Annotated in this window: 23 protein-coding genes; 6 read left to right on the top strand and 17 right to left on the bottom strand. The window is 60.1% G+C overall.

Annotation, left to right across the window (positions count from 1 at the left end; translation table 11 throughout):
- Window positions 1-140: 140 nt before the first annotated feature.
- The 3 genes from AC1DIG_RS19730 to cbiE are packed head-to-tail and all read right to left on the bottom strand — an operon-like array spanning window position 141 to window position 3,167.
- Window positions 141-869 (bottom strand): cobalt-precorrin-6A reductase, encoded by a 729-nt coding sequence (locus tag AC1DIG_RS19730; RefSeq protein ID WP_477768649.1) that lies wholly within the window; start codon window positions 867-869, stop codon window positions 141-143.
- Complete coding sequence (locus AC1DIG_RS19725; protein WP_477768648.1) at window positions 866-1,963, bottom strand: cobalt-precorrin-5B (C(1))-methyltransferase; 1,098 nt, start codon at window positions 1,961-1,963, stop codon at window positions 866-868. The genes AC1DIG_RS19730 and AC1DIG_RS19725 overlap by 4 nt, the downstream gene beginning before the upstream one ends.
- Window positions 1,956-3,167 carry a precorrin-6y C5,15-methyltransferase (decarboxylating) subunit CbiE gene (gene cbiE / locus AC1DIG_RS19720; RefSeq protein WP_477768647.1) on the bottom strand — a complete coding sequence of 404 codons (1,212 nt, stop codon included), beginning with the start codon at window positions 3,165-3,167 and terminating at the stop codon, window positions 1,956-1,958. Before cbiE ends, AC1DIG_RS19725 begins: the two co-directional genes overlap by 8 nt.
- 131 nt (window positions 3,168-3,298) lie before the next feature.
- Here cbiE and cobG point away from each other — a divergent pair, with 131 nt between their 5' ends.
- From cobG to cobJ, 4 genes are read left to right on the top strand one after another with little or no spacing between them, the layout of a single operon-like run.
- Window positions 3,299-4,606 carry a precorrin-3B synthase gene (gene cobG / locus AC1DIG_RS19715; RefSeq protein WP_477768646.1) on the top strand — a complete coding sequence of 436 codons (1,308 nt, stop codon included), beginning with the start codon at window positions 3,299-3,301 and terminating at the stop codon, window positions 4,604-4,606.
- Entirely contained in the window at window positions 4,599-5,225 is a 627-nt protein-coding gene (locus tag AC1DIG_RS19710; protein ID WP_427529489.1) for a precorrin-8X methylmutase, read from the top strand. The genes cobG and AC1DIG_RS19710 overlap by 8 nt, the downstream gene beginning before the upstream one ends.
- Window positions 5,225-5,956 carry a precorrin-2 C(20)-methyltransferase gene (locus AC1DIG_RS19705; protein ID WP_477768701.1) on the top strand — a complete coding sequence of 244 codons (732 nt, stop codon included), beginning with the start codon at window positions 5,225-5,227 and terminating at the stop codon, window positions 5,954-5,956. The genes AC1DIG_RS19710 and AC1DIG_RS19705 overlap by 1 nt, the downstream gene beginning before the upstream one ends.
- Window positions 5,956-7,659 (top strand): precorrin-3B C(17)-methyltransferase, encoded by a 1,704-nt coding sequence (cobJ, locus tag AC1DIG_RS19700; RefSeq protein ID WP_477768645.1) that lies wholly within the window; start codon window positions 5,956-5,958, stop codon window positions 7,657-7,659. Before AC1DIG_RS19705 ends, cobJ begins: the two co-directional genes overlap by 1 nt.
- A gap of 141 nt (window positions 7,660-7,800) precedes the next feature.
- On the opposite strand, the gene AC1DIG_RS19695 is transcribed toward cobJ, so the two are convergent.
- Window positions 7,801-8,451, bottom strand: coding sequence for a hypothetical protein (locus AC1DIG_RS19695; protein WP_477768644.1), 651 nt, complete (start codon window positions 8,449-8,451; stop codon window positions 7,801-7,803).
- A 294-nt stretch (window positions 8,452-8,745) separates the two neighbouring features.
- On the opposite strand from AC1DIG_RS19695, the gene AC1DIG_RS19690 reads away from it, so the two are divergent.
- Window positions 8,746-9,570 (top strand): hypothetical protein, encoded by an 825-nt coding sequence (locus AC1DIG_RS19690; RefSeq protein ID WP_477768643.1) that lies wholly within the window; start codon window positions 8,746-8,748, stop codon window positions 9,568-9,570.
- Between the two features lie 50 nt (window positions 9,571-9,620).
- On the top strand, window positions 9,621-10,304 hold the full coding sequence (locus tag AC1DIG_RS19685) for a hypothetical protein (protein WP_477768642.1): 684 nt from the start codon (window positions 9,621-9,623) through the stop codon (window positions 10,302-10,304).
- 41 nt (window positions 10,305-10,345) lie between these two features.
- Here the strand turns inward: AC1DIG_RS19685 and AC1DIG_RS19680 are convergent, their stop codons facing one another.
- From AC1DIG_RS19680 to AC1DIG_RS19620, 13 genes are all read right to left on the bottom strand, one after another.
- Window positions 10,346-10,942, bottom strand: coding sequence for a MarC family protein (locus AC1DIG_RS19680; protein WP_054595433.1), 597 nt, complete (start codon window positions 10,940-10,942; stop codon window positions 10,346-10,348).
- A gap of 64 nt (window positions 10,943-11,006) precedes the next feature.
- A complete protein-coding gene (locus AC1DIG_RS19675) occupies window positions 11,007-13,784 on the bottom strand; it encodes a hybrid sensor histidine kinase/response regulator (protein ID WP_477768641.1) in 2,778 nt (925 codons plus the stop codon).
- A 99-nt stretch (window positions 13,785-13,883) separates the two neighbouring features.
- Complete coding sequence (purD, locus tag AC1DIG_RS19670) at window positions 13,884-15,179, bottom strand: phosphoribosylamine--glycine ligase (protein ID WP_477768640.1); 1,296 nt, start codon at window positions 15,177-15,179, stop codon at window positions 13,884-13,886.
- A gap of 167 nt (window positions 15,180-15,346) precedes the next feature.
- Entirely contained in the window at window positions 15,347-16,954 is a 1,608-nt protein-coding gene (gene purH / locus AC1DIG_RS19665; protein WP_477768639.1) for a bifunctional phosphoribosylaminoimidazolecarboxamide formyltransferase/IMP cyclohydrolase, read from the bottom strand.
- Between the two features lie 82 nt (window positions 16,955-17,036).
- A complete protein-coding gene (gene fis / locus AC1DIG_RS19660) occupies window positions 17,037-17,357 on the bottom strand; it encodes a DNA-binding transcriptional regulator Fis (protein ID WP_007921650.1) in 321 nt (106 codons plus the stop codon).
- Window positions 17,354-18,364, bottom strand: coding sequence for a tRNA dihydrouridine synthase DusB (gene dusB, locus AC1DIG_RS19655; protein WP_054595437.1), 1,011 nt, complete (start codon window positions 18,362-18,364; stop codon window positions 17,354-17,356). The genes fis and dusB overlap by 4 nt, the downstream gene beginning before the upstream one ends.
- 197 nt (window positions 18,365-18,561) lie before the next feature.
- On the bottom strand, window positions 18,562-19,824 hold the full coding sequence (locus AC1DIG_RS19650; RefSeq protein ID WP_477768638.1) for a DUF3426 domain-containing protein: 1,263 nt from the start codon (window positions 19,822-19,824) through the stop codon (window positions 18,562-18,564).
- 30 nt (window positions 19,825-19,854) lie between these two features.
- A complete protein-coding gene (prmA, locus tag AC1DIG_RS19645; RefSeq protein ID WP_477768637.1) occupies window positions 19,855-20,733 on the bottom strand; it encodes a 50S ribosomal protein L11 methyltransferase in 879 nt (292 codons plus the stop codon).
- A gap of 320 nt (window positions 20,734-21,053) precedes the next feature.
- The gene (gene accC / locus AC1DIG_RS19640) at window positions 21,054-22,415 is read right to left on the bottom strand and encodes an acetyl-CoA carboxylase biotin carboxylase subunit (RefSeq protein ID WP_019693757.1); all 1,362 of its coding nucleotides are present in this window, start codon (window positions 22,413-22,415) and stop codon (window positions 21,054-21,056) included.
- A gap of 17 nt (window positions 22,416-22,432) precedes the next feature.
- Window positions 22,433-22,894 (bottom strand): acetyl-CoA carboxylase biotin carboxyl carrier protein, encoded by a 462-nt coding sequence (gene accB / locus AC1DIG_RS19635; protein ID WP_477768636.1) that lies wholly within the window; start codon window positions 22,892-22,894, stop codon window positions 22,433-22,435.
- 48 nt (window positions 22,895-22,942) lie between these two features.
- Window positions 22,943-23,395 carry a type II 3-dehydroquinate dehydratase gene (gene aroQ, locus AC1DIG_RS19630; RefSeq protein WP_019693755.1) on the bottom strand — a complete coding sequence of 151 codons (453 nt, stop codon included), beginning with the start codon at window positions 23,393-23,395 and terminating at the stop codon, window positions 22,943-22,945.
- A 131-nt stretch (window positions 23,396-23,526) separates the two neighbouring features.
- Window positions 23,527-25,290: a protein-disulfide reductase DsbD gene (locus AC1DIG_RS19625; RefSeq protein WP_477768635.1), complete on the bottom strand. Its 1,764-nt coding sequence runs from the start codon at window positions 25,288-25,290 to the stop codon at window positions 23,527-23,529.
- A 181-nt stretch (window positions 25,291-25,471) separates the two neighbouring features.
- On the bottom strand, window positions 25,472-26,515 hold the full coding sequence (locus AC1DIG_RS19620; RefSeq protein ID WP_477768700.1) for a methyl-accepting chemotaxis protein: 1,044 nt from the start codon (window positions 26,513-26,515) through the stop codon (window positions 25,472-25,474).
- Window positions 26,516-26,637: the final 122 nt, after the last annotated feature.

The raw sequence follows: 26,637 nt of genomic DNA, 5'->3' as shown, positions 1-26,637 counted from the left end.
GTCGCAGCGCATTTCCCAAAGAGTGTAGCGGCTTCTTGTGGGAGCGAGCTTGCTCGCGAAGAACGATGACGCGGTTTTACTGACGGACCGCATCGCCCCAATCGCGAGCAAGCTCGCTCCCACATTCGGCCGGGGGCGATTTATAGATCGCGTCTGATGGCCAGTGCCGCCAGGACCTGTGCCACCGTTTCAAACTCCCGCTCAACCCTCGGCAACTCTGGCCGCTTGAGGATCAGCACCGGCACCCGGTGTTCGCGGGCTACTTCAAGCTTGGGTTCGGTGGCGCTGCTGCCGCTGTTTTTGCTGATCAGCACATCGATCTGCCGGCGTTCGAACAGCGCGCGTTCGTCTTCGATGAAAAACGGTCCGCGTGCGCCGATCACTTCGCAGCGCTCGTTGCCGGGATAAACCTCCAGCGCGCGCAAGGTCCAGAACTGCTCGGACGGGATTTCATCCAGGTGCTGCAACGGCTCGCGGCCCAGGGTGAACAGTGGACGCTTGAATGGTTTCAGTGCTTCGGTCAGATCGGCCCAATCGCTGACTTCGCGCCAGTCATCCCCGGCCTGCGCTTGCCACGCCGGGCGGCGCAGCGCCCAGCACGGGATGCCGCTTTGTTGTGCGGCGGTGGCGGCGTTCTGGCTGATCTGCGCGGCGTAGGGGTGGGTGGCGTCGAGCAACAGATCAATGCCATGATCCTTGATGAATTGCGTCAGGCCTTCAGCGCCGCCATAGCCGCCGACTCGCACTTGGCAGTTCAGGTCGGTCGGTACCCGACCCACGCCCGCCAGACTATAGATATGCTGCGGGCCGAGAGTTCGGGCAATCGCCAGGGCTTCGGTGACACCGCCGAGCAGCAATAGACGTTTCATTGGAGTCCCCCGGCATGACCAACGATGCCACCTTGGCGATCGATGGCAAACACTTCGACCTGAACCTGTTTGGGCACTACGCTACGGGCGAAATCCAGCGCGTGCCGGCACACCGCATCGCCGAGGGCGATGCCGGCGGCGCTGGCCATCGCCAGGGCTTGCTGGCTGGTGTTGGCCTCACGAATGCCCTGCTGCAATGCTGCGTCTGCGCCAATGTTTGCGGCCCATTCGGCCAGTTGCGGCAGGTCGATGCTGGAATGGCGACTGTGCAAATCCATATGTCCGGCGGCGAGTTTGCTGATCTTGCCGAAACCGCCGCAAATGCTCAGTTTATCCACAGGCACTTTGCGCAGATGTTTGAGCACTGCACCGACGAAGTCGCCCATTTCGATCAGGGCAATTTCCGGCAGGTCGTAGACCCGGCGCATGGTGTCTTCGCTGGCGTTGCCGGTGCAGGCGGCGATGTGCAGGTAACCGTTGGTTTTGGCGACATCGATACCCTGATGGATCGAGGCAATATACGCCGCGCAGGAAAACGGCCGAACGATGCCGCTGGTGCCGAGGATCGACAGCCCGCCAAGAATGCCCAATCGCGGGTTCATGGTTTTCAGCGCCAGGGCCTCGCCGTTCTCGACGTTGACCGTCACCTCAAAACCGCCGCCGTAGCTGAACTCTTGTGCGAGAAGTAGCAGATGGTCGCAGATCATCTTGCGTGGCACCGGATTGATCGCCGGCTCACCGACACCCAGTACCAGCCCCGGACGCGTGACGGTGCCGACGCCTTTGCCGGCGCTGAAACGAATACCGGGTTCACTGATCAAGCGCACCTGGCTATAGAGCAATGCACCGTGGGTCACGTCCGGGTCATCGCCGGCATCCTTGATGGTTCCGGCTTCGGCACCGTCGGCAGTCAGTCGACAAAACTCCAGGCGCATCTGCACCTGTTTGCCTTTGGGCAGCACAATCTCCACTGCATCGCTAGTCACCGCGCCGAGCAGCAGGCGCGCGGCGGCGAGGCTGGTGGCGGTGGCGCAACTGCCGGTGGTCAGGCCGCTGCGCAGGGGCGCGGGTTGTTCGGCGGTTTCGTCACGCATCGAAGGGTTTGACCACGTCCAGCAAGGTGATTGGCAACGCCTGGCGCCAGGTGTCGAACTCTCCCAGCGGCTGCGCCTGAGCGATATGAATCCGCGTCAGTTCGCCACCGTGTTGTTCGCGCCAGGCCATCAAGGTCATTTCGCTTTGCAGGGTGACCGCGTTGGCGACCAGCCGACCGCCGGGTTTGAGCTGCGTCCAACAGGTGTCAAGCACACCGTCACGGGTCACGCCGCCACCGATGAAGATTGCGTCGGGTCGCTCAAGACCGGCCAACGCCTGCGGCGCACTGCCACGAACCAGTTGCAGGCCGGGCACGCCGAGGGCATCGCGGTTGTGTTCGATCAGTTGCTGGCGGCCAGCATCGGCCTCGATGGCCAGCGTGCGGCAACTCGGGTGCGCACGCATCCACTCGATGCCGATCGAACCACTGCCGGCGCCGACGTCCCACAATAGTTCACCGGGCACCGGCGCCAGACGGGCGAGGGTGATGGCGCGGACATCGCGTTTGGTCAGCTGGCCATCGTGCTTGAAGGCTGCATCCGGCAAGCCGGCCAGGCGCGACAAACGCGGCGCATCAGGGGCGGCGAGGCACTCGATGGCAATCAGGTTGAGGTCGGCGACGACCGGGTCGGTCCAGTCGCTGGCGATACCCTCGACGCGTCGTTCGCTCTCGCTGCCCAGGTGTTCCAGCACGGTCATCCGGCTCGGTCCGAAACCGCGTTCACGCAGCAGCGTGGCAATGGCGGCGGGGCTGTGTCGGTCATTGCTCAACACCAGTAAACGAACGCCGCTGAACAGCTGAGCGTTCAGCGCCGCGACTGGCCGGGCAACCACCGACAGCGTGACAAGATCTTGCAATGGCCAGCCCATCCGGGCCGCAGCGAGAGAGCAGGAAGATGGCGCGGGCAGGATCAGCATTTCATCGCTCGGCACTTGCCGCGCCAGGCTGGCGCCCACGCCAAACAGCATCGGATCGCCGCTGGCCAGCACACAGATCGGCTCACCGCGTTGCGCCAGTACGGGCTCAAGGGAAAACGGACTCGGCCAGAGCTGGCGCTCACCACGGATGCACACCGGCAGCAGATCCAGTTGCCGTTGGCCACCGAAAATCCGCGAAGCACCCAGCAGCGCACGCCGAGCGTTCTTGCCCAGGCCCTTGAAGCCGTCTTCACCGATGCCTACCACTGTCAGCCAGGGGGCCATTTATATTCCTCAATCCTGATGTTCCGACGGGCAGGCTTTTCATGCCGTCAGACAAAGCAGGCATAATACCGCGCCTTCGCCCCCGAAGTGCTTCTACCTCTTAGCCGGTCGCCCCCTTGAACGAACGTCAGATGCACAACGCCTTACGCCCCTCGGCCTGTCCGGGGTTGCTGCGTATCGTCCAGGCATCGGACGGCGGCATTTGCCGGATCAAGTTGAATGGCGGGTCGATCAGTGCGGCCCAGGCGATGGCCGTGGCCGAGGCTGCCGAGCGTTATGCCGGTGGGGTGATCGAAGCGACCAACCGCGCCAACCTGCAAATTCGCGGGATCGGTAGCGAGCACCGGCCATTGATCGACAGCCTGCTGGCCGCCGGGTTGGGCCCAAAGACGGCGGCTGGCGATGATGTGCGCAATCTGATGCTCAGCCCATCTGCCGGTATTGATCGGCAGATGTTGTTCGATACGCGCCCGCTGGCCGAACAGATCCTCGCTACCTTGCAAAACCACGAACGTTTTCACCAGCTGTCGGCCAAGTTTGCCGTGCAACTGGATGGCGGCGAGGCGCTGGCGATGCTCGAACATCCTCATGACCTCTGGTTGAGCGCCGTTGAACGCAATGGCGAGCAATGGCTGGCGTTCGGTCTGGCGGGTTGCCCCACGGATACACCGGCAGGGGCGGTGTTGCGCAATGACGGTCACGCCTTGGTGGTCGCGGTGCTGGAGCTGTTTCTCGATCTGGCGCGACCGGATCAGACCCGCATGCGGCATGTGCTGGCCGAGCGCTCGCTTGCGTCGCTATTGCAGGCCTTGGCCGAACGGGTGTCGCTGACCCCGATCAGTAACTGGCAGCGTCCCGAGTTGCGCCCGGGGTTGCACATCGGTACTTATCCACAGCGCCAGGAAGGCCGGGTCTACGTCGGCGCTGTCCCGCCTCTGGGACGGCTGGATGCTTCGATGCTCAAAGGCGCGGCGCTTCTGGCCGAAGAATTCGGTGACGCCAGCCTGCGTTTGACCCCTTGGCAAAGCCTGCTGCTGCCGAACATTCGCCATCAGGACGCCCCGGCGCTCAGTGAGCAATTACAGGCTCTGGGTTTTCTGTTGTGCGCTGATCAAGCCTTGACGCATCTGGTTGCCTGTACCGGTTCCGCCGGGTGTGCAAAAGGTTTGGCGGATACCAAGGCCGACGCCTTGCAACTGGCCGCAGGGTTGCCAAACCACGCTGAGCAACCGCAGGTTCACCTGTCCGGCTGCCCACGTTCGTGCGCCGCCGCGCACATCGCGCCGGTCACCTTGCTGGCGGTCGGCCCCGGTCATTACGACCTCTATTTTCGCGATGCGGGGCAGCCGGGTTTCGGCGCCCTGCAAGCACGCAACCTCACTATTGAAGCGGCCGGCGCAGTGCTTGATGCCCGCCCACGGAGCCCACTTGATGCTTGATTACATCCGCGACGGTCAGGAGATCTATCGCAATTCCTTCGCGATCATACGTGCCGAGGCTAATCTCGACCGGATCCCGGCCGATTTGGAGAAACTCGCGGTGCGGGTCATTCACGCCTGCGGCATGGTCGAGGCGATCGACGGTCTGCAATTCTCCGAAGGCGCGGGCAAGGCCGGGCGCGATGCGCTGGCGGCCGGTGCGCCGATTCTGTGTGATGCGCGGATGGTCTCCGAAGGCGTGACCCGCGCACGCTTGCCGGCGAACAATCCAGTGATCTGCACCTTGCGTGACGAGAGCGTTCCGGACCTGGCCCGCGAACTCGGCAACACCCGTTCGGCAGCGGCGCTGGAGCTTTGGCGTCCGCACCTGGAAGGCAGCGTGGTAGTGATCGGCAATGCCCCGACCGCGTTGTTCTACTTGCTGGAAATGCTCGATGCCGGCGCGCCAAAACCGGCGCTGATTCTCGGCTTCCCGGTGGGCTTCGTCGGTGCCGCCGAGTCCAAGGCAATGCTTGCGGCGGACAGCCGTGGCGTGCCGTTTGTGATCATGCAGGGTCGGTTGGGCGGTAGCGCCATGGCCGCCGCGGCGGTCAATGCCCTCGCCACGGAGATTGAATGATGCAGCAACCTGGACGTTTGATCGGCCTTGGCGTTGGCCCTGGTGATCCGGAACTGATCACCGTCAAAGCCTTGCGCCTGTTGCGCGAGTCGCCGGTGGTGGCGTACTTCGTCGCCAAGGGTAAAAAAGGCAATGCGTTTGGCATCATCGAAGCGCACCTGCAAGATGCGCAAACCTTGCTGCCTCTGGTCTACCCGGTGACCACCGAGACCTTGGCGCCGCCGCTTTCCTACGAGCAAGTGATCAGCGATTTCTATGACGCCGCCGGCGAAGAGCTTGCCGCGCATCTGGATGCCGGACGTGACGTGGCGGTGATTTGCGAAGGTGATCCGTTCTTCTACGGCTCCTACATGTATTTGCATGATCGTCTGGCCGAACGTTACGAGGCTGAAGTGGTGCCGGGCGTCTGCTCGATGCTCGGCGGCGCTTCGGTGCTCGGTGCGCCGCTGGTGTATCGCAATCAGAGCCTGTCGGTGTTGTCCGGGGTGCTACCGCACGAAGAGCTCAAGCGTCGTTTGGCCGATGCCGACGCGGCGGTGGTGATGAAGTTGGGGCGCAACTTTCCCAAGGTACGTCAGGTGCTGGAAGAACTCGGTCTGGCAGAGCGTGCGCTGTACGTTGAGCGCGCCACCATGGCCAATCAGAAGATCGTGCCGCTGGATCAGGTCGAGCCAATGTCCTCGCCGTATTTTTCGTTGATCATCGTTCCCGGCGAAAGGTGGCAAGGCTGATGACTCGTCCAGTTCCGGCGATTGTCATTCTTGGCAATGGCAGCCTCGCGACCGCACGCAAGATCCAGCAGCTGTACCCGGGCGCCTTGATCCACGGTCTGGCCGAACGTGTCGACGGCGCAGATCACGTTTATCACGAGTTTGGCGCGACCCTGCGCCAGCTCTATCAACACGACACGCCGATCATCGCCTTGTGCGCCGCCGGCATCGTCATTCGCACGCTGGCGCCATTGCTCTTGGAAAAAGGCGCAGAACCGGCGGTGCTGGCCATTGCTGAAGATGGTAGTGCGGTGGTGCCGTTGCTCGGTGGTCTGGGCGGGGTGAACGTGCTGGCCCGCGAAATTTCTGAGGCTCTGGGTGTGGCTGCGGCCATCACCACCAGTGGTGAATTGCGCTTTGGCACGTGCTTGCTCAACCCGCCGAGTGGCTATGCGTTGGGTGATCTGGAACTGGGCAAGCGCTTTGTTTCGGATTTGCTGGCCGGTGAGAGCGTACGTATCGAAGGTGCTGCCCCGTGGCTGGATCAGGCGCAGTTACTGCAGGATTCGCAGGCGCATTTGGCCATTCATATTGGCAGCGCCGAGCGTGAGCCCGCGGCCAATGAATTGCTGATCTATCCGAAAAGCGTTCTGGTGGCGGCGAGTGCCGACGTTGCAGACTTGTCGAACGCCATACGCGATGCCTTGCACCAAGCGAACATTGCTGTGCAATCGGTGGTGTGTCTGTTGGCCAGCGATCAGCAAATGGCCAGCCCGGCGTTACGTGAAGCGGCGCTGGAACTGGGTGTGCCACTGCGTTTTGCGGCGGCTGCCGGGAGTCTCGGTGAACTGGCGCGCAACGCGCTCGCGGAGCCGGTCAGCGTCTGTGACGTTAACGGAATCACCATCGCTATGGCTGAGCAACCGCTTGACCCGTTGCAGATCGGTCGTCCTCGTGGCCGTTTGGCGGTCATCGGTCTGGGACCTGGCGCTGCCGAACTGATGGTGCCGGCGGTCAAGGCGGAACTGGCTCGTGCCAACGACGTGCTCGGCTATGAAACCTACGTGCGCATGGCCGGGCCGTTCCGCGCCGATCAAGTGTTGCACTGCACCGACAACCGCGAGGAGATGCAGCGCGCGCGCCACGCATTCGAACTGGCCGCCCAAGGGCGTTCAGTGGTGGTCGTCTCATCCGGCGACCCAGGCGTATTTGCCATGGCCGCGGCGGTGCTCGAAGCGCTGCACGAATCTACCGATACGAGCTGGCACAGCGTCGATCTGGAAATCCTGCCGGGTGTCTCCGCTTCATTGGCGACCGCCGCTCAAGCGGGCGCGCCGTTGGGGCATGATTTCTGCGTGATGTCGCTGTCGGACAACCTGAAACCCTGGACGATCATCGAGAAGCGTCTGGACCTGGCGGCAGAGGCTGACCTGGCCCTGGCCTTCTACAACCCGATCTCGCGTTCGCGGCCGTGGCAATTGGGCCGTGCACTGGAAATCGTCGCCCGGCATCGCACGCCGGAAACGCCGGTGGTGCTGGGGCGGGATATCGGCCGTCCGGGCCAGACGCTGCGGGTCACCACACTGGGGCAACTGACACCCGAACAGGTGGACATGCGCACCATGGTGCTGATCGGCTCATCCACCACCTGTGTGTTCCCGCGTACTGAGGGTGGTGACTGGGTCTACACACCACGCTGGTATGGTGACAAGCCCGCTACATGATTAATAACCTTCCTTCGGGGGGGCTTCACCCGCTCGAATATAAGCTGACCCCCTTCACATATTTTTAATGTGTGAAGGGGGGATTGTAGGATGTGAACATTGAGCAAGAACGTCTTCTGGTGGCTCACCTATCGTGGCGTTTTATGGCTTCCTCTTCCTCAAGGCAAATCGTTTCACGATCTGTTCTCGGAGCTTAGTCGCCATAAGTTCCCTTTTCGTGTCGAGTACACCTCTGTTTAATTTAAGAAAGGCACTCTGCTGTACAAGCTTTGCTGATTGTTTCTCCCAGGGCCAAAACAAAAAGCTGTTGTTTTCGGTATCGGCAACCAGCTCAAGATTAAAGACAGCCATGTGAAGATTTCCACTTGAGTCGTAACGGGAAGGAGCTACTTGGAATCGACGCCCTTTAAGACTTTCTTCATCCAGTGAAAGCACGGCGGGTTGATCGGGCTTTAACGCATCGAGGGTGTCAATCATGGCGTTCCCTTGTCGAGGGTCGTTCATGGTTAGCGCGCTCCGCACCAGAAAATCGGCAATGCTCCCCGAAATATCAGAGCGTGTGCGTGTCGTGATGGTCCCTTCATGAAGAGACCAACCAAGAAACATCAGCGTGCGAATATATTCGTCCAGCCAGTGTTGTGAGTTGGCAAAGCGATTATGACCGAGGTCGGCTGACCATGTTGCGATCTGTGTGCAGTCCGTCAAATCATCAAAGTCTTGCAGGGACAGTTCGCCAATACATGAAATAAGATTGTGGCTCGTCACAAGTCCGTGCGGTATTTCATTGTTCATGGGGTATTCCTGATGAGGGGGAGTAAGTAATTTTCTTACAAGCGTGCTGTCAGGCTTGTATATGGCTCGTGCAGATTACAGTGGTAGGGATATGTGTTGAATGAAGTGTTGTCGTAAAGTTTGTTCTTTATGTGTTTTTTTTGATTTTTAGTTTTGTTGGTCTGTGGGCGGGGGGCGAGGTTGTTGTTGTACATAAAATGTATTCAAAGGTGATTGTTCGCTGGAAGGCTATGCGTTAGATTCGGTGTGTGCCCAATGAAGGGCGCAAGTGAATTAATACATGGAGCGTTGAATATGGATGTTATGGAAAGTATCGTTAGCGTGGATGAAAGTGTTGCTTTGGTGAAGGCTCGGATTAGTAAGCGCCAATCATTGCAGTCTGCTGTTCCTCGTGTGAGGGCGTTTACGGTAGCAGACACTTCTAGCCCAACTAAAGAATTGGATGCAGTGGTGTTGGGCAATGCGCTCGTGGGTTATGGCGCTAACATTTCGCTTGAGAATATGGCGATTATCGAAAATCTCATTAAGTTTTCTAAGCTGGAGGCGAGCTACGAAGTTCCAGGTGATGACCCTGAAGCGTGGTATCTCGCATTCCTGCAGTGCATGGATGAGGCAGGTTGTTTTGTTGCAGACTCCGGTTATACCACCTATCAGAAGCGTTCTCATCAGTTGACAATGGATAACATCGTTACCGATATCGTTAAGGCCGGTGTTGATGCCGCGAAAGCGGCGATTCCTGGTGCTGCGGTGCTCAGTGCGATTGCCGACTCGACATTGGATGCCCTGAAGGCGAAGCCTGAAGCGATCAATTTGTATAACCGTGAAGTTACCAAGAGCAAAGGCGTCAGGCTCGCGGTAATGCCATGCGACCAGCTGGCGAACGGTATTATTCTGACTTCGTTAGTGTCGATTGACAGCGTCGGTGGTAGCACAGAAACTGCGCCTGTCTTTTTCAACTGGAAAACATCTGGTCGCGATATCTTTCGCGGCAGTTCTTATATTACCTTTAATCCACTTCGTTATGCGGCACTGAAGGATGAGCTGGAAGAGTACCTTGGGACGCATTTTAAGGCGGCGCTGAGTAAAAGATTTCAGCGGCGCAAGAACGCAGCTGATTAAGTAAGTAAGGCCGGTGATGCGATATCGCTGGCCTCTTTTGGAGTGCGAATATGGAACATTCAGTTTATATAAACGCCTGCAGCGCTTTGGCCGTATCACAGGCTTTGTCGCCTGCCAGGCAACAAGACGCGCTTGATACTATTTTATTTGCTCAACTTGCAGCTGGCGAAGATTTTCCTGGCGGTTTTAATGACGCGCAGTGGTTTGATGTTTTTACGAGCACCTTATCCGCATGTGGTTGGGTCTTTTACACCCAGACAGAAACAGATGAGCTGTTTTCGACGTCTGATAATGCGACATTTTCAGTGAGAGATACACTTGTTGCATCTGCTAATCGTAATTGCTCTGGCGGTCAGGTGGCTGTCCTCTCGGCAGCACTGGATAAAGCAGTGGCGTTGTCTCCCGATTCGGACGCGGCGCAAGTCTTTCGCCAGCACAGTCTATTGGGTGGCGGCACAGGGATGACGCGGATAAGAGTGATGGGAGGCATTGTGGAGGCGAATGGATTTTTAAGTATGACAACCGTGTCTTTTGATACCCGCGTAATGGCCGGAAAACATTTCGTTGAGAATGAGGTCGCGCTGAATCAAGTCGACGGCGCCGTCAGCAGCCGGTTTTTCCTGGCTCGTTTTAATTACGATGAATTTAACGACTACAGGGAAGACACTGTGCAGTGGTTAGGCGGGCAGCGGGGCACTCAAAGCGTTGAAATCGGAGTCTTGTCAATTGAGTAGTGAAAGCCACGGTCGAGGGCTTTAAATCCTTCGGCCGTGAGCTACGGCACCAGATACCCCTTCACCCCGGTAAAGATAATCTGCGCCGCCAACGCACACACAAACAACCCCATCAACCGGCTGACAATCTGCAAACCCTGGTCACCGAGAATCCGCTCGATGCGGTTGGACAGATAAAGCACCACGCCAACAGTCAGGCTGGCCATGGCAATGCTGAGGATGGCGGTAAGTTTGTCGTCCCAGTGCGGCTGGCTGACGCCCATCACCAGCAAGGCGCCGATGGTGCCGGGGCCGACAGTGAGGGGAATGGTCAGCGGGACGATGGTCACGTCTTGCTGCACGTTGTCGGTCTGGACCGCTGATTTGCCCTGAGCCATGCCCAATGCCGAAATGAACAGCACGCTGCCGGCGCCAATGCGGAAAGCGTCTACGGTAATGCCGAACACGCTGAAAATCACTCGCCCGAACAAATACAGCAGGACGCTGGAGACCAGGGTCGCGAGGGCGACATTCCAGGCCAGTCGACGTTGTTCCTTGCGCGAATAACCGCGGGTCAGACTGATGAAGCAGGACAATACGAAGAATGGGCTGTAGAGCACCAGCATCTTCAGGTAAACGCTGAACAACACGTGGAGCATGGGGCAAGCTCACTGGCGAGGGAAGTCGAGGTGGAGTCTATCAGGCGCTGCCGGGTCTGTCGGCTCAGGACGTCTGAGCCGTTGCCTGATTCTGCTGATCGCGCTGCGCGACCCAATGCTCGATCAGTTCACGCAGCTGAGAAAGCTCGACGGGCTTGGCCATGTGGCCATCCATGCCGGCCTGGCGTGCGCGTTCTTTGTGTTCGGCCAGGATGTGTGCGGTCAGCGCCACTACCGGTGTGCGGGTTCGCTGGTTACCGACTTCCCAGGCACGCAATTGCTGGGTGGCGGAGAAACCATCGAGGATTGGCATTTCGCAGTCCATCAACACCAGGTCGTAGCGTTGGGCCTTCATTGCCTTCAAGGCTTCTTCGCCATTGCAGGCGGTGTCCGGCTGAAGGTTGAGCTTGCCGAGCATGCCGCGAATCACTTTGGTCGAAATGCTGTTGTCTTCGGCCACCAGAATGCGGAAATCGCTTGGCACCTTGACCGCCGCAGGCGCGCCGCTCGGCAGTTGCTGCGAGACGGCCAGGCCTTTGCTGCGTTGGCTCAGTTCGTCGGCCAGCGTGGTCTTGAGGGTGTAGCCGGCCACGGGTTTGGCGAGGATGCGTTTGATCCCGGCATTGCGCGCGATGACCTTGCTCGGTGCGTTGCTGATGCCGGTGAGCATGATCAGCAGAATGTCGTGATTCAGGCTCGGGTCTTCCTTGATCTTCGCCGCCAGTTGCATGCCGGTCATGCCGGGCATGTTCTGGTCGAGCAGGACCACGTCGAAGTAGTCACGCAGGTGCGCCTTGGTGCGCAGCAGGGCGAGGGCTTCCTTGCCGGAAGGTACGGCGCTGACGTTCAGCCCCCAGGCGCTGCATTGCTGCACCAGGACTTTGCGGCAGGTGTCATTGTCGTCCACCACCAGCACCCGGGCGCCCTGCAGCGGGCCATCGAGATCGGAGTTCGGGTGTTCGAGGCGCTCGGGGTCCAGCGGCAAGGTCAGCCACAGTGTGCTGCCCTGATTGCTGCCGCTCTTGATACCGAATTCGCCGTGCATCAGCAGAATCAATTGGCGAGCGATCACCAACCCCAGGTTACCGCCCAGGCGTGTGGCGGAAAGGAAGTTCTTGCTATGCAGTTCGGCATGTAGCAGGGCTTCCCGTTCTTCGGCATCCATGGGTTGCCCGCTGTCTTGCACGGCAATGCGCAGGCGCGGTTTGTGGCTGCGCTCGTCGAGGGCAACGACGATCAGGATTTCGCCTTCGTCGGTTTTCTTCAGGGCGTTTTCCAGCAGGCTCAGCAGCGTCTGGCGCAGACGCGTCGGGTCGCCGCTGATCACGCGGGGAACCTGTGGCTGGATGAAGCTGATCAGCTCGACGTTCTGTTGTTCGGCCTTGGCGCGGAAGATGCTCAGGCAGTCTTCGATCAGTGCGTTGAGGTCGAACTGCACGTCGTCGAGTTCGATTTGTCCGGATTCGAGCTTGGAGATGTCGAGGATTTCGTTGATCAACGTCAGCAGTTCATTGCCGGCGCTGTGGATGGTTTGCACGTAGTCGCGCTGTTTGACCGACAGCGGGGTGCCCAGCAGTAGTTCGGTCATGCCCAGCACGCCATTCATCGGGGTGCGGATTTCGTGGCTGATTTTTGCCAGGAACTCGGCTTTGGCATTGATCTCGGCATTACTTGCTGCCAGGTCGCGGCTGACGCTGAAGCGGTCTTCGGTGATGCTGCGCTGGCGTTCGCTCAGGGCGATGCTCATCAGCACGCCACTGATACAGATGAAGGCCATCAAGGTCATGATCAGACCTTGCGGCGCAACCAGGGTCAGCCCCAGCAGCGCCGGGAGGATGATCAGCGCGCCGACGTTGAATACCACCATTGCGGCCACGAACAGGCGTGCCGGTCGGTAACCCTTTTGCCAATGATAGGCGCTGACAAAGAGCATGCTCAGGCCCGCCAGGGCCACCAGCGCATAGGTGATGATGTTCAGCGGCAAGGTGTCGACGAACAGTAACAGCAGGCTGCACAGGACAATGAACAGGATGTCCCCCAGCAGCAATCTGTTCAATGGATGCGGGCCCAGCGGGGCAAAGAAACGGTAGGCGAACATCAGGCCGCAGGGTGCTGTCAGCAACAGCGCCAGATAGGCGCCGGGTGTCTGCACGGCGTGCCAGTCGGGTAGCCATGGGCCTGCCAGGTTCAGCAACAGCACCAGACTGAGTAACAACAGCCCCTCGCACGCCGCCAGCCAGAGACTGCTTCGCGAGCGGGAATAACCGTAGCGCGTAAGGTTATACAGGATCAGCATCGCGATGCAGCCAAAAAACAGGCCGTAGATCAGCGTCTGGTTCTGGTGGGCTGCCGTCATCACTGCCGATTGCAGGGTGATATAAGGCCGCAACTCGTGTTCGGAAACCAGTCGCAGATAGACGTCGAGGGGTTTGTCGCTTTGAGGCAGCGGCATCATGAAGTCGCTGCTGGGGAGCGGCCGCTCGCTCTGCGGTTGCTCGTTGCCGCTGGTCAATTGCTCGATCAGCGTGTCGCCATCCAGAACGTAGAGGTTCAGGTGCAACAAGTCGGGGGCGAAGATGCGCAGCAGTTGTTCGTGTTTGCCGGGACTGAGCTTGAAACGCAGCCACAACGCGCCACTGGGTTCGGCGGCGGTGATCTGGTCGAGTTCAATCGGGCTGAATTGGTTGGTGTAGCGAGGCGAGCGGATATCGCTCAGTTGCAGGTCTGCCTGTTCGTCGAGCAATACCGCCCAGCCACTGCCTTGCGCGGCCTGGGCCGGGAGCATGCAGAGCAGGGTCAGCAGAGTGACGGTGAAACCTATGGCAATCCTGAGCCAGCGCACGGCGAAATCCCTTCGTAGGTTGATGCCAGATTATAACTATGCGCGGCGCCGGAATAGTACGGCAAGGGCCATAGGCCCTTGCCTAGCCGAATGGATAGCTTATTCCTGATTTTCGCCACGCTCACGGGCAATGGCGCGGTAGCCAATGTCCTTGCGGTAGAAACAGCCTTCCCAGTTGATTTTGCCGGCCAGTTTGTAGGCCTGCTGCTGGGCGGCATCGACGCTAGCGCCCATGGCGGTGGCGCAAAGTACCCGACCACCGGCAGTCACGACCTTGCCGTCCTTCAGCGCGGTACCGGCGTGGAAGACTTTACCTTCCAGCGCAGCGGCGGCATCCAGACCTTCGATCACGGTGCCCTTGGCGTAATCACCCGGGTAGCCGCCAGCCGCCAGTACGATACCGACGCTTGGACGTGGATCCCACTGTGCTTCGACCTTGTCCAGTGCCTGTGCCAGCGCCGCTTCGACCAGCAATACCAGGCTCGACTGCAGACGCAGCATCACCGGTTGGGTCTCGGGGTCGCCGAAACGGCAGTTGAACTCGATGACTTTCGGGTTGCCGGCCTTGTCGATCATCAAGCCAGCATAGAGGAAGCCGGTGTAGACGTTGCCTTCTTCGGCCATGCCACGCACGGTTGGCCAGATCACCAGGTCCATGACGCGCTGGTGAACTTCGCTGGTGACCACCGGGGCAGGGGAGTAGGCACCCATGCCGCCCGTGTTCGGGCCGGTGTCGGCGTCGCCAACACGTTTGTGGTCCTGGCTGGTGGCCATCGGCAGCACGTTCTTGCCGTCGACCATGACGATGAAGCTGGCTTCTTCGCCATCGAGGAACTCTTCGATGACCACGCGCGAACCGGCGTCGCCGAATGCGTTGCCGGCGAGCATGTCGCGTACGGCGTCTTCGGCTTCGGCCAGGGTCATGGCGACGATCACGCCTTTACCGGCAGCCAGGCCGTCGGCCTTGATCACGATCGGCGCACCTTTTTCACGCAGATAAGCCAGGGCTGGTTCGATCTCGGTGAAGTTCTGGTAGTCGGCCGTCGGGATCTTGTGGCGAGCCAGGAAGTCCTTGGTGAATGCCTTGGAGCCTTCCAGCTGGGCGGCGCCAGCGGTTGGGCCGAAGCAATCCAGGCCACGTTGGCGGAACAGATCGACCACGCCTGCGACCAGCGGGACTTCCGGACCGACGATGGTCAGGGAGACGTTTTTCTCGGCAAAGTCGGCCAGCTGTTCAAGGGCCAGTACGTCGATAGCGATGTTCTCGCACTTGGCTTCAATGGCAGTGCCGGCGTTGCCCGGGGCAACGAAGACTTTCTGTACGCGCGGATCCTGAGCGACTTTCCAGGCCAGGGCGTGTTCACGGCCACCGCTGCCAATGATCAAAACATTCATTTCAAAAACCTCGGATGACGCTAATTCTTGATAGCACCGCAGGGGTGCTCTTGTGTGGGAGCGAGCTTGCTCGCGATGGCGGCGGCACATCCAGCATTAATGTGCCTGATAGATCGCTATCGCGAGCAAGCTCGCTCCCACAGGAGTTCGCCCACAGGGGGCAATAATCAGTGACGGAAGTGGCGCATGCCCGTAAAGACCATCGCGATGCCGGCTTCGTCAGCGGCAGCAATCACTTCGTTGTCACGCATCGAGCCGCCTGGTTGAATCACGGCGGTGATGCCGACCTTGGCTGCGTTGTCGATGCCGTCGCGGAACGGGAAGAACGCGTCCGAGGCCATGACCGCGCCCTGCACTTGCAGGCCAGCGTGTTCAGCTTTGATGGCCGCGATGCGCGCAGAGTTCACGCGGCTCATCTGGCCAGCGCCGACACCAATGGTCTGACGGTTCTTGGCGTAGACGATGGCGTTGGATTTGACGTACTTGGCGACTTTCCAGGCGAAGATCAGGTCGTTGATCTCTTGCTCGGTCGGTGCGCGCTTGGTCACAACCTTCAGGTCTTCGCTGCCGATCATGCCGATGTCGCGGCTCTGTACCAGCAAGCCGCCGTTGACGCGCTTGTAGTCCCAGGCCGGGGCGCGATCAGCCGACCATTGGCCACAGGCCAGCAGGCGAACGTTGGCCTTGGCGGCAACGATGGCGCGGGCTTCTTCGCTGACCGATGGGGCGATGATCACTTCGACGAACTGACGCTCGACGATGGCTTTGGCGGTTTCAGCATCCAGTTCACGGTTGAACGCGATGATGCCGCCAAAGGCCGACTCGGTGTCGGTGGCGTAAGCCAGTTCGTACGCCTGGCGGATACCGCCTTCGGCGTCCGGGCTCACGGCAACGCCGCACGGGTTGGCGTGCTTGACGATGACGCAGGCTGGTTTGACGAAGCTCTTCACGCATTCCAGCGCAGCGTCGGTGTCGGCCACGTTGTTGTACGACAGCTCTTTGCCTTGCAGTTGGGTCGCGGTGGCGATACCGACTTCGGCTGGCTTGGCTTCAACGTAGAACGCCGCGCTCTGGTGCGGGTTCTCGCCGTAGCGCATTTCCTGAGCCTTGATGAACTGGCTGTTGAAGGTGCGCGGGAACTCGCTGCGACCTTCGGTGCTGAGGGTTTCAGCGGCCTGGTTCACGGTGCCCATGTAGTTGGCGATCATGCCGTCATAGGCTGCGGTGTGTTCGAAGGCCTTGAGCATCAGGTCGAAACGCTGGGCGTAGGTCAGGCCACCGGCCTTGAGGTTTTCCAGCACGCTGGCGTAATCGCTGGCGTTGACCACGATGGCCACGTCTTTGTGGTTCTTGGCTGCGGAGCGCACCATGGTCGGGCCGCCGATATCGATGTTCTCGATGGCGGTCGGCAGGTCGCAACCTGGCTTGTTGATGGTGGCTTCGAACGGGTAGAGGTTAACGGCGACCAGATCGATCGGCTTGATGCCGTGTTCGTTCATGATGGCATCGTCGATACCGCGACGACCGAGGATCCCGCCGTGGATTTTCGGGTGCAGGGTTTTCACCCGACCGTCCATCATTTCTGCGAAACCGGTGTAATCCGCGACTTCCACAGCGGCTACGCCATTGTCCTGCAGCAGCTTGAACGTCCCGCCGGTGGAGAGGATCTCGACGCCGAGGGCTTCGAGTTCCCTGGCGAATTCGAGGATCCCGGTCTTGTCTGAAACGCTGATCAAGGCACGGCGGATCGGCAGGCGGGTGGTCTGGTCGGTCATCTCAATTTCCATCAAAAGCAAAGGAAGTCAGCAAAAAAGGCGACCGGTTTTACGCGGGCGCCTTTCTGGTTTGATTGAATGCTTACAACAAATCGTACTGCTTGAGTTTCTTGCGCAAGGTGCCGCGGTTCAGTCCCAGCAGCTCACTGGCCTTGGTCTGATTGCCCTTGACGTAGTTCATCACGCTTTCGAGCAGGGGAGCCTCGACTTCGGAGAGCACCAGGTTGTACACATCCGTGACGGCAGCGCCTTCAAGGTGGGCGAAATAATTGTGCAGCGCCTTCTCGACACTCCCGCGAAGGGTCTGGCCTTCTTCGCTCGGTGTATTGAGGTGCTGTTTCAAATTTACGTTGTCGCTCACGGGTGCTGTTCCACTCACTAAAGTCTCGGTCATCATCGTCATGCGGCCACCCCTTCTCCGTCCCCTGTCAGGCTCTTGTAGCGCTCGGCGAAGAACTCCCGAACGTTGGCGCATTGTGTTTCCGTACCATCCAAACGATTGAAGTGGGCGCGAAACTCCCTGGCGCCCGGCAGGGTTGCGAGATACCAGCCGACATGCTTGCGGGCGATGCGTACGCCCATGACATCTCCATAGAAAGCATGGAGCGCGGCCAGATGCTCAAGCAGAATACGTTCCACCTCGATCAATTCCGGTGCCGGGAGTTTTTCGCCGGTACGCAGATAATGCTCGATCTCACGAAAAATCCATGGCCGCCCCTGGGCAGCCCGGCCTATCAGCAGGCCATCGGCACCGGTCGCGTCAAGCACGTGCCGGGCCTTCTCGGGCGAGTCGATATCGCCATTGGCGAAGACCGGAATCGACACCGCCTGCTTGATCGCGGCAATGGTGTCGTACTCGGCTTCACCGGTGTACAGATCGGCACGGGTCCGGCCATGCACCGCCAGCGCCGTAATGCCTGCCTGTTCGGCGATTTTCGCCACTGTCAGGCCATTCTTGTTCGCCCGGTCCCAGCCCGTGCGGATCTTAAGGGTGACCGGCACATCAACCGCCGCCACGACGGCGTGCAGGATCTCGGTCACCAGTTCTTCATCTTTCAGTAACGCGGAGCCGGCAGCCTTGTTGCAGACCTTCTTGGCCGGGCACCCCATGTTGATATCAATAATCTGAGCACCCAGCTCGACGTTGGCGCGTGCTGCCTCCGCCAGCATCTGAGCATCGCCACCGGCGATCTGTACCGAGCGTGGCTCGGGATCACCTTCGTGGACCATGCGCAGACGCGATTTGCGGGTGTTCCACAAACTCATGTCGCTGGTGACCATTTCCGAGACTACAAGCCCTGCGCCCAGTCGTTTGCACAGCTGACGAAAGGGCTGGTCTGTGACCCCCGCCATTGGGGCGAGAATCAAGCCGTTGTGCAATGTATATGGGCCGATGCGTACCGCCGACATAGGACTTCCCTGTTGTGGGGTCGGATCATGAGAGTTCGAAAAAGGGTTGGCATGATACCCGCTCTCGATGACTGGTTAAAGGCTGAATTGGATAAAATCTGAACAGTTATTCTGTTATTGCCAGCAGTTTGGTTCGAGGCGCCGGGAGTCAGAAAGCTGTCGTCAATTGCGCGCGATTGAGCGCCGAGTGAAGCGAATCACTCGGGCGAGTGGAAGCTCAGGCTGTAATTCACGGCTTTCGGACCGGGATCGAGGATGTCCAGGGCAATATGAATGGGCGTTTGCGGCGGCATTTCTGCGAGGTCCGCGAGGTCGCCATTGAGGTACTCGCCCGGTTTGAAGCGGCGGCTGGCGATCAGATGGCCATTGAGGTCGGCAAAGCGCAGTTCCAGCAATGGGAACGGTTGCGAGAATGACGCGCGGTTGTAGATGATCGCGTCGACTACCAGCGCGCCATTGAAGTCCGGGTGGCTACGCACCACCAGGTTGCTGCTTTTGATTTTCGCGATATCGACCTTGGACGGCACGCTGCAGCCAATCTGTGGGCACACTTGCTGGAACCAGGGGCGGTATTGGTCCTGGCGGGCCAGTTCGTCGAAATGATAGGCAATGTACTGGCCGGCAAGGGCTGCGGCACCCAGCAGGACCATCAGGCCCCAGAAGAGCCGGCGACCCCAGGGTGAGCGGCGTTTTTGCCAGTCGAGTTGCAGCGGGTCGTCGACCAGGTCCTGCAACACCTCGTCATGGATGGCCGATTCGTTGCGTGTGCGCTTCTTGCGTGCAGGCTCGGGCTCATGGGCTTCGTCGTCGAGGTCGTCATCGGTCGCGGACAGGCGTTCGTGTTTTGCAGCAGGCTCCGGCGTTTCGAATGGCTGCTCGAGGCGCAACTGCGGTGTCTCTGGCTCATCGTCGAGGTCGACCAGTTCGAGCGACAGTGAGGGTTCGGTGCGCGAGTTTTTTTCCGGCTCGTCGGCGACGTCTGTCGATCGATGGCTCTCGGTCGCTGGGTGCGCGTTTTCGCTGGCCAGCGCGCGTTCGGCGGCGGACTCGCTGAACAGGCTGTCGGCCCACGGCTCTTCGCCTTCGGTCGTATCCCGGCGGGCGCTCAGCGAGTCTTCCTTGTGCTCGCGCTCATGATGGCCGAACTCTTTGGTGGGCTGGATTTCCCGTTGTTCGAGCTTGGCGAGTTCTTCGTCGAGGTCGAGGCTGTCCAGATCCAGTTCGGCGGCTGTCCACTGTTTCTGGCTGATGGCCCGTTGCGTGGGCGGCTCAACCGGAGGCGGGGTCGTGAGGGCGATAGCTTCCTTGCCCATGCGTTGCTCGAGCAACTGTCGAGCAGCATTGAACACTTGCAGGCAAGAGCCGCAGCGAACCACCCCGCGGGCCACGCTCAATTGGGCGTGGCTGACGCGGAAACTGGTCTGGCAATGCGGGCACTGGGTGACGAAGCTATCGGTCATGCGGCCATCCGGAGTATGCAGGCGCTCATTTTAGCGCCGACGGCCGGTAATGCGCACCCAGCCATCGCGATTGGCAATCGGGTCCAGATCAAAGTCTTTGGCATAAGCCTCTGCGACTTCTGCACCTTGCTCGGCGAGGATGCCCGACAGTGCCAGGCGACCGCCGGGCTTGACCAGGCTGGAGAGTTGCGGAGCCAGGGAAACCAGTGGCCCGGCGAGGATGTTGGCCACCAGCACGTCAGCCTGCACCTGCGGCAGATCCTGAGGCAGGTACAGCGGGAACAGCGCTGGGTCGATGTTGTTGCGCCCGGCGTTGTCGCGGGAGGCTTCCAGCGCCTGCACGTCGATGTCGGTGCCAACCGCTTCCTTGGCGCCCAGCAGCAGGGCGGCAATCGCGAGGATCCCCGAGCCACAGCCGAAGTCCAGTACGTGGCAGTCCTTCAGGTCCTGGCCATCGAGCCATTCCAGGCACAAGGCGGTAGTCGGGTGGGTGCCGGTGCCGAACGCCAGACCCGGATCGAGCAGCAGGTTGACCGCTTCAGGCTCGGGCGCAGCGTGCCAGCTCGGGACGATCCACAGGCGCTGGCCGAAGCGCATTGGCTGGAAATTATCCATCCAGCTGCGTTCCCAGTCCTGGTCCTCGATGACTTCGCTGTGATGCTCGGGCAGCGGGCTGCCGGTCAGCAGCTCAAGGTGAGCCAGCACGCTGGCGGTTTCGGTGCCACCTTCGAACAGGGCGAGCAGGTGGGTGTGCGACCACAGTGGGGTGGTGTTCAGTTCTGGCTCGAAGATCGGCTGATCTTCGGCGTCCATGAAGGTTACCGATACGGCGCCCACTTCAAGGAAAGCGTCTTCGTAGGTTTCGGCTTGTTCTGGGCTGATGGCGAGACGGACTTGCAGCCAAGGCATGGCGGGCACCTTTGAAAAATATAATGTGCAGCCTAGCGGGCTGCGAGAAGCGCGCAAGTTTACGCGAGAGCGATGCTTTTGTGGGAGCGAGCTTGATCTGTGTCTATCACGCGGTTTCTGATTGACCACGTACCCTGTGGGAGCGAGCTTGCTCGCGAAGAGGCCAGTACATCCAATATTGATGTCGACTGACACACCGCCATCGTCGGATCGCCGCCCGGAGCAAGCTCGCTCCCACAGGGGGTAAGGCGACAGGTCAGATGAAATGTCCAGATACAACAAAGCCGCTCGAAAGCGGCTTTGTTGGTCTGGATCAAGCTTTAGTGTTGTGCTGCCAGCTTGTGTTCCAGGTAGTGGATGTTGACTCCACCTTTGCAGAAGCCTTCATCGCGGGTCAGGTCGCGGTGCAGCGGGATGTTGGTCTTGATCCCGTCAACCACGATTTCGTCCAGCGCATTGCGCATGCGCGCCATGGCTTCTTCACGGGTTGCCCCGTAAGTGATCAGTTTGCCGATCAACGAATCGTAGTTCGGCGGAACCGCATAGCCGCTGTACAGGTGCGAATCAACCCGCACACCGTTGCCGCCCGGGGCATGGAAATGCTTGACCGTGCCTGGGCTTGGCATGAAGGTTTTCGGGTCTTCGGCGTTGATCCGGCATTCCAGCGCGTGACCGCGGATGACTACGTCATCCTGGGTGAACGACAGCGGGTTGCCAGCGGCGATGCTGAGCATCTCCTTGACGATGTCGATGCCGGTGACCATTTCCGAAACCGGGTGCTCTACCTGGACACGAGTGTTCATCTCGATGAAGTAGAAGCTGCCGTTCTCGTACAGGAACTCGAAAGTACCCGCGCCACGGTAACCGATGTCGATGCACGCCTTGACGCAGCGAGCGAAGACTTCCTGGCGAGCCTTCTCGTCGATGCCCGGTGCCGGCGCTTCTTCGAGAACCTTCTGGTGGCGACGTTGCAGCGAGCAATCGCGGTCACCCAGATGGATAGCGTGGCCCTGGCCATCGGAAAGTACCTGAACTTCCACGTGACGTGGGTTGGTCAGGAATTTTTCCAGATAGACCATCGGGTTGCCGAACGCCGCGCCAGCTTCGGAGCGGGTCAGTTTCGCCGAGGAGATCAGGTCTTCTTCTTTGTGCACAACGCGCATGCCGCGACCACCACCGCCGCCAGCGGCTTTGATGATCACCGGGTAACCGACTTCGCGACCAATGCGCAGAGCGGTTTCTTCGTCTTCCGGCAGCGGGCCATCGGAACCTGGAACGGTTGGAACGCCGGCAGCGATCATGGCGTGCTTGGCCGAAACCTTGTCGCCCATCAGGCGGATGGTTTCAGCTTTCGGGCCGATGAAGGCGAAGCCGGAGTTTTCTACCTGTTCGGCAAAGTCAGCGTTTTCCGCGAGGAAACCGTAGCCTGGGTGAATGGCGGTGGCGCCGGTCACTTCGGCAGCGGCGATGATCGCTGGAATGTGCAGGTAAGAGTGCGCGGCCGATGCCGGACCGATGCAAACCGACTCGTCTGCCAGACCCAGGTGCATCAGCTCCTTGTCGGCCTTGGAGTAAACGGCGACGGTCTTGATGCCCATCTCTTTGCAGGCACGCAGGATCCGCAGGGCGATTTCACCGCGGTTGGCGATCAGAACTTTTTCCAACTTCGCAGGTTTCAACATCGTTGGCTCTCCGCGGTTCAAACGATGGTGAACAGCGGTTGGTCGTACTCAACCGGCTGGCCGTCTTCGACGAGGATGGATTCGATCACACCGCTGGTTTCAGCTTCGATGTGGTTCATCATCTTCATGGCTTCGACGATGCACAGGGTGTCGCCTTTCTTCACGCTCTGGCCAACTTCAACGAAGGATGGCGAGGACGGCGAAGACTTGCGATAGAAAGTGCCCACCATTGGCGAACGGGCAACGTTGCCGTTCAGCGCTGGCGCAGCGGGAGCAGCAGGTGCAGCGGCAGCAGGCGCGGCAGCAGCGACAGGTGCCGGAGCCGGAGCGTGCATTGGCGCAGGAGCGTAGTACTGCTGAGCCGGGGTTTTGCTGTGGCGGCTGATACGTACGGACTCTTCGCCTTCCTTGATCTCGAGCTCGTCGATGCCGGACTCTTCCAGCAGTTCGATCAGTTTCTTAACTTTACGGATATCCATGAATCATCAACTCCCAAGGGTCGGTCAGGGGCGTTTAACGCTTGTTGTTCAAGCCGTTGCCTGTCTTTCAAGCTGTTCCAGGGCGGCCTCCAGGGCCAGTCGATAACCGCTGGCGCCAAGGCCGCAGATCACTCCCACCGCAACGTCGGAGAAGTAAGAGTGATGGCGGAAAGGTTCGCGTTTGTGCACGTTAGACAAATGCACTTCGATGAATGGGATGCTCACCGCCAGCAGCGCGTCACGTAATGCGACACTTGTATGCGTAAAAGCTGCTGGATTGATCAAAATGAAATCCACACCCTCGCCGCGAGCGGCGTGAATGCGGTCGATCAATTCATACTCGGCGTTGCTTTGCAGGTAGAGCAAATGGTGGCCGGCATTGCGCGCGCGTTGTTCCAGGTCCTGGTTGATCTCGGCCAGGGTCACAGCCCCGTAGACGCCCGGTTCGCGGGTGCCGAGCAGGTTCAGGTTGGGTCCGTGCAAAACCAGTAGGGTCGCCATTGGCTGTTCCTTGTTATCTGTGTGCAGTTATCAGAACCCGGCGACTATGCCGCAAAGCGTTTGTGACTGTCCAGTTCTCTGCAATAGCCAGCACAATGACCGATGATTGCGCGATTTATGTGACCAACTGATTAAATCTGGTCATTCGCTTTAGCGACACGTTCGGCGAAGTCCCTGGCATTGATCTCGCCAATCACCCGCACATCGCCACGTTCCTTGCCATCCTTGCCGAAAAACATCAGCGCCGGTGGTCCAAACAGCTTGTAACGGTCGAGCAGGGCGCGTTGTTCGGCGTTGCTGGCGGTAATGTCGAAGCGAACCAGCCGATAACCTTTAAGGCGTTCGACGACGTTGCGCTCGTTAAGCACCTCGCGCTCGATGACTTTGCAGCTGATGCACCAGTCGGCGTACCAGTCGAGCAACAGTGGGGTGTTGGCGGATTTTGCTTCAGCGAGCACGCGATCGAGTTCCGCCGGGGTGCTGATGGTTTGCCATTCACTCGGGTTTTGCGCTTGAGCGCTGCCGGGAGTGTTGATGACTTTTGGCTGGCTTATCGGACTGAACGGATCGGCCTGGCCACTGAAGGCGCCGTACCAACAGGCCAACCCGTAAAACACCAAGAGTATCCCGAGCAATTGGCCGAGTCGTTTTCGTGGCGGTTTATAGCCAAGCTCCAGCGCCCCGAGGAACAAGCCAACCCCGGCTGCCAGCAAACCGATCAGCAGCAAGGTGATGGGGCCCGGCAATACCCGGCTCAGCAAGCCGATTGCCAAACCCAGCAGCAATACGCCAATTGCATTTTTCACGTAGACCAGCCACGGGCCGCTTTTCGGCAGCCAGGCCGCGCCGCCGGTGGCGACCAGCAACAATGGCGCGCCCATCCCCAGGCCCAGAACGAACAGCTTCAACGCACCGCCCAGCGCATCGCCGCTGGCGCTTATATACAGCAGTGCTCCGGCCAAAGGTGCAGATACACACGGCGAGACCAACAGGCTCGATACCACTCCGAGCACGGCCGCGCCCCACAGCGAACCCCCTTCGGTGCGACCGGCAATGCGGTCCAGGCGGCTGCTGATCACATGGGGCAATTTCAGTTCGAACACCCCGAACATCGCTAACGCAAACACCGCGAAGAACAAGGCAAACGGCACCAACACCCACGCCGATTGCAGGCGTGCCTGAAGGTTCAGCTGGGCACCGAACAGACCCATTAACGCGCCGAGCACGGCGAAACAGGCGGCCATCGGCAAGACGTAGGCCAGCGACAGATTGAAACCGCGCAGCCCGCCGACCTGACCGCGCAGCACCACGCCGGAGAGGATCGGCAGCATCGGCAGCACGCAAGGGGTAAACGTCAGGCCAAGGCCGGCGAGGAAGAACAGCGCCAGTTCGCGCCAGCTCCAGCCTGCAGCACTGGTTGGGGGGGTAATGGCTGCACCGTCGATTGCCAGGCGTTCGGTTTCCGGTGGATAACACAGGCCTTTATCGGCACAGCCCTGGTAGGTGACGGCCAGCGTAAAACCCCGCTGATCGGCACTGCTGCGTGGCAGGTCTACGTCGAGAATGCCGTGGTAGACCTCGACATCGCCGAAGTACTCGTCGTGCTTTTTTTCGCCTGAAGGCAGTTGCGCGGTGCCCAGGCCAATGTCGGCGGGCTCGCTGTGAAACTGGAAGCGATGCCGGTAGAGGTAGTAACCCTCGGTGGCGACGAAACGCAGCTTGATCGATTGCGGCGTGCTCTCCACCAGGCTCAGCTGAAAGGCTTCGCGCACGGGCAGGAAGTCGGCGCTGTTGTTGATCGAGCCCAGGGTCGAACTGGGGCGACTGTCCAAAAGGCCGGCGGCATTTGCCGGCAGGACCAGCACTAACAGCATCAGGCAGAGCAGACGGCGCATGACAATCTCGCGTATCGGAAGTGAGCGCATGATAGCGGACCGCGGATGGGTGTGCAGGGCGGGAAGTTCTGCGGTGGCTGTTCTGGCGCTATCGCGAGCAAGCTCGCTCCCACATTCGATCGCATTCCCTTGGGCGAACTCGGTCACCTGTGGGAGCGAGCTTGCTCGCGATGGCGGTCTGTCAGACGCGGAAGGCCTGAACGGCGGTATGCAGCTGACCACCCAGCACCAGCAGGTTTTCGCCCTGACTGCGGCCTTCGCCAATCCGCACCAGGTTATCCCCGCCCAACTGATGAATCCGCTCACTGTGATCGCGGATTTCACTGACAGCACCACTTTGCTGGGCAGTGACATCGGCGATGCGTACGGCGGTGTCGGCAATGGTCTGGATCGCCCCGACGATTTTGTCCAGCGCACCATCAGCTGCTTGGGCTTGGTTGGCGGTGGCTTCGGCATGTTCGACCTGGGCGCGCATGCCTTCCACCGATTGCCGTGCGGCCTGCTGCAGGCCGGCAATCAGGGTCTGGATTTCTGCGGTGGCGCCAGCAGTACGCTGCGCCAGCGAACGAACCTCCTCGGCAACCACCGCAAAACCGCGGCCCATTTCCCCGGCGCGGGCGGCTTCAATCGCCGCGTTCAGGGCGAGGAGGTTGGTCTGATCGGCAATCGAGCGAATCACCGTCAGTACGCCGCCGATGGTGGCCGACTCTTCGGCCAGATGCTCGATCATTTGTGCGTTGCCCTGGACTTCGCCGACCAGCGCGTGCAATCCGGTCAGGCTCAAGCCAATGACCTTTTGCCCGTGCTCGACCGCAAGACCGGCGTGACGGCTGGCGTCGGCAGCCTGGCTGGCATCGCCGGCGACTTGCTGGATGGTGGCTTCCAACTCGCCAAGCGAGTCGCGAATCAGCGCGGTGTCGCCGGCCTGATGTTCGGCGCCACTGTGCAAGTCGCTGCTCAGTTCGGCCAATACCCGGCTGCTGCCGGCAACCTGTTCGGCGTTCAGCCGGATTGTCCCGACCAGATCCACCAGATAGGCGCGCAGGCGATTCAGCGATTCTTGAATGTCCTGTAGCTCACGGTTGGTTGCGCCGAGCTGGATGTCCCGACTGAAGTCGCCTTCGGCCCAGGTCGACAGCGCTGGCGCCAAATTGGTCAGCACGCGGGCGAGGCGACGCTGCAAGGTGTCGATCAACAGCGCGATCAGCAGGATCAGGCCGATCATCACGCCCTGCATGAGCCGCACCTCGCCCTGGATTTGCCCATGTTGCGCACGAACGGCGGGTTCCAGCCCGGCGATTGCCTGTTGCACGGCGGCAATTTTCAGGTGGGTGGCGGCGCTGAGGT

Source organism: Pseudomonas sp. 05N431, assembly GCF_056397005.1.
Note: the sequence above shows the minus strand (reverse complement) of the source record. Positions and strands in the feature narration are given on the sequence as shown.

What these genes read in the sequence shown, in the direction of transcription:
- cbiE (WP_477768647.1), bottom strand. Translation starts at nt 3,167, where the DNA reads ATGGCCCCCTGGCTGACAGTGGTAGGCATCGGTGAAGACGGCTTCAAG.
- AC1DIG_RS19695 (WP_477768644.1), bottom strand. Translation starts at nt 8,451, where the DNA reads ATGAACAATGAAATACCGCACGGACTTGTGACGAGCCACAATCTTATT.
- fis (WP_007921650.1), bottom strand. Translation starts at nt 17,357, where the DNA reads ATGACGATGATGACCGAGACTTTAGTGAGTGGAACAGCACCCGTGAGC.
- cobJ (WP_477768645.1), top strand. Translation starts at nt 5,956, where the DNA reads ATGACTCGTCCAGTTCCGGCGATTGTCATTCTTGGCAATGGCAGCCTC.
- AC1DIG_RS19650 (WP_477768638.1), bottom strand. Translation starts at nt 19,824, where the DNA reads ATGACCGATAGCTTCGTCACCCAGTGCCCGCATTGCCAGACCAGTTTC.
- AC1DIG_RS19625 (WP_477768635.1), bottom strand. Translation starts at nt 25,290, where the DNA reads ATGCGCCGTCTGCTCTGCCTGATGCTGTTAGTGCTGGTCCTGCCGGCA.
- prmA (WP_477768637.1), bottom strand. Translation starts at nt 20,733, where the DNA reads ATGCCTTGGCTGCAAGTCCGTCTCGCCATCAGCCCAGAACAAGCCGAA.
- AC1DIG_RS19730 (WP_477768649.1), bottom strand. Translation starts at nt 869, where the DNA reads ATGAAACGTCTATTGCTGCTCGGCGGTGTCACCGAAGCCCTGGCGATT.
- AC1DIG_RS19620 (WP_477768700.1), bottom strand. Translation starts at nt 26,515, where the DNA reads ATGATCGGCCTGATCCTGCTGATCGCGCTGTTGATCGACACCTTGCAG.
- cobG (WP_477768646.1), top strand. Translation starts at nt 3,299, where the DNA reads ATGCACAACGCCTTACGCCCCTCGGCCTGTCCGGGGTTGCTGCGTATC.
- purH (WP_477768639.1), bottom strand. Translation starts at nt 16,954, where the DNA reads ATGACCGACCAGACCACCCGCCTGCCGATCCGCCGTGCCTTGATCAGC.
- AC1DIG_RS19690 (WP_477768643.1), top strand. Translation starts at nt 8,746, where the DNA reads ATGGATGTTATGGAAAGTATCGTTAGCGTGGATGAAAGTGTTGCTTTG.
- AC1DIG_RS19705 (WP_477768701.1), top strand. Translation starts at nt 5,225, where the DNA reads ATGCAGCAACCTGGACGTTTGATCGGCCTTGGCGTTGGCCCTGGTGAT.
- accB (WP_477768636.1), bottom strand. Translation starts at nt 22,894, where the DNA reads ATGGATATCCGTAAAGTTAAGAAACTGATCGAACTGCTGGAAGAGTCC.
- purD (WP_477768640.1), bottom strand. Translation starts at nt 15,179, where the DNA reads ATGAATGTTTTGATCATTGGCAGCGGTGGCCGTGAACACGCCCTGGCC.
- AC1DIG_RS19685 (WP_477768642.1), top strand. Translation starts at nt 9,621, where the DNA reads ATGGAACATTCAGTTTATATAAACGCCTGCAGCGCTTTGGCCGTATCA.
- AC1DIG_RS19680 (WP_054595433.1), bottom strand. Translation starts at nt 10,942, where the DNA reads ATGCTCCACGTGTTGTTCAGCGTTTACCTGAAGATGCTGGTGCTCTAC.
- AC1DIG_RS19725 (WP_477768648.1), bottom strand. Translation starts at nt 1,963, where the DNA reads ATGCGTGACGAAACCGCCGAACAACCCGCGCCCCTGCGCAGCGGCCTG.
- dusB (WP_054595437.1), bottom strand. Translation starts at nt 18,364, where the DNA reads ATGTCGGCGGTACGCATCGGCCCATATACATTGCACAACGGCTTGATT.
- AC1DIG_RS19710 (WP_427529489.1), top strand. Translation starts at nt 4,599, where the DNA reads ATGCTTGATTACATCCGCGACGGTCAGGAGATCTATCGCAATTCCTTC.
- accC (WP_019693757.1), bottom strand. Translation starts at nt 22,415, where the DNA reads ATGTTGAAACCTGCGAAGTTGGAAAAAGTTCTGATCGCCAACCGCGGT.
- aroQ (WP_019693755.1), bottom strand. Translation starts at nt 23,395, where the DNA reads ATGGCGACCCTACTGGTTTTGCACGGACCCAACCTGAACCTGCTCGGC.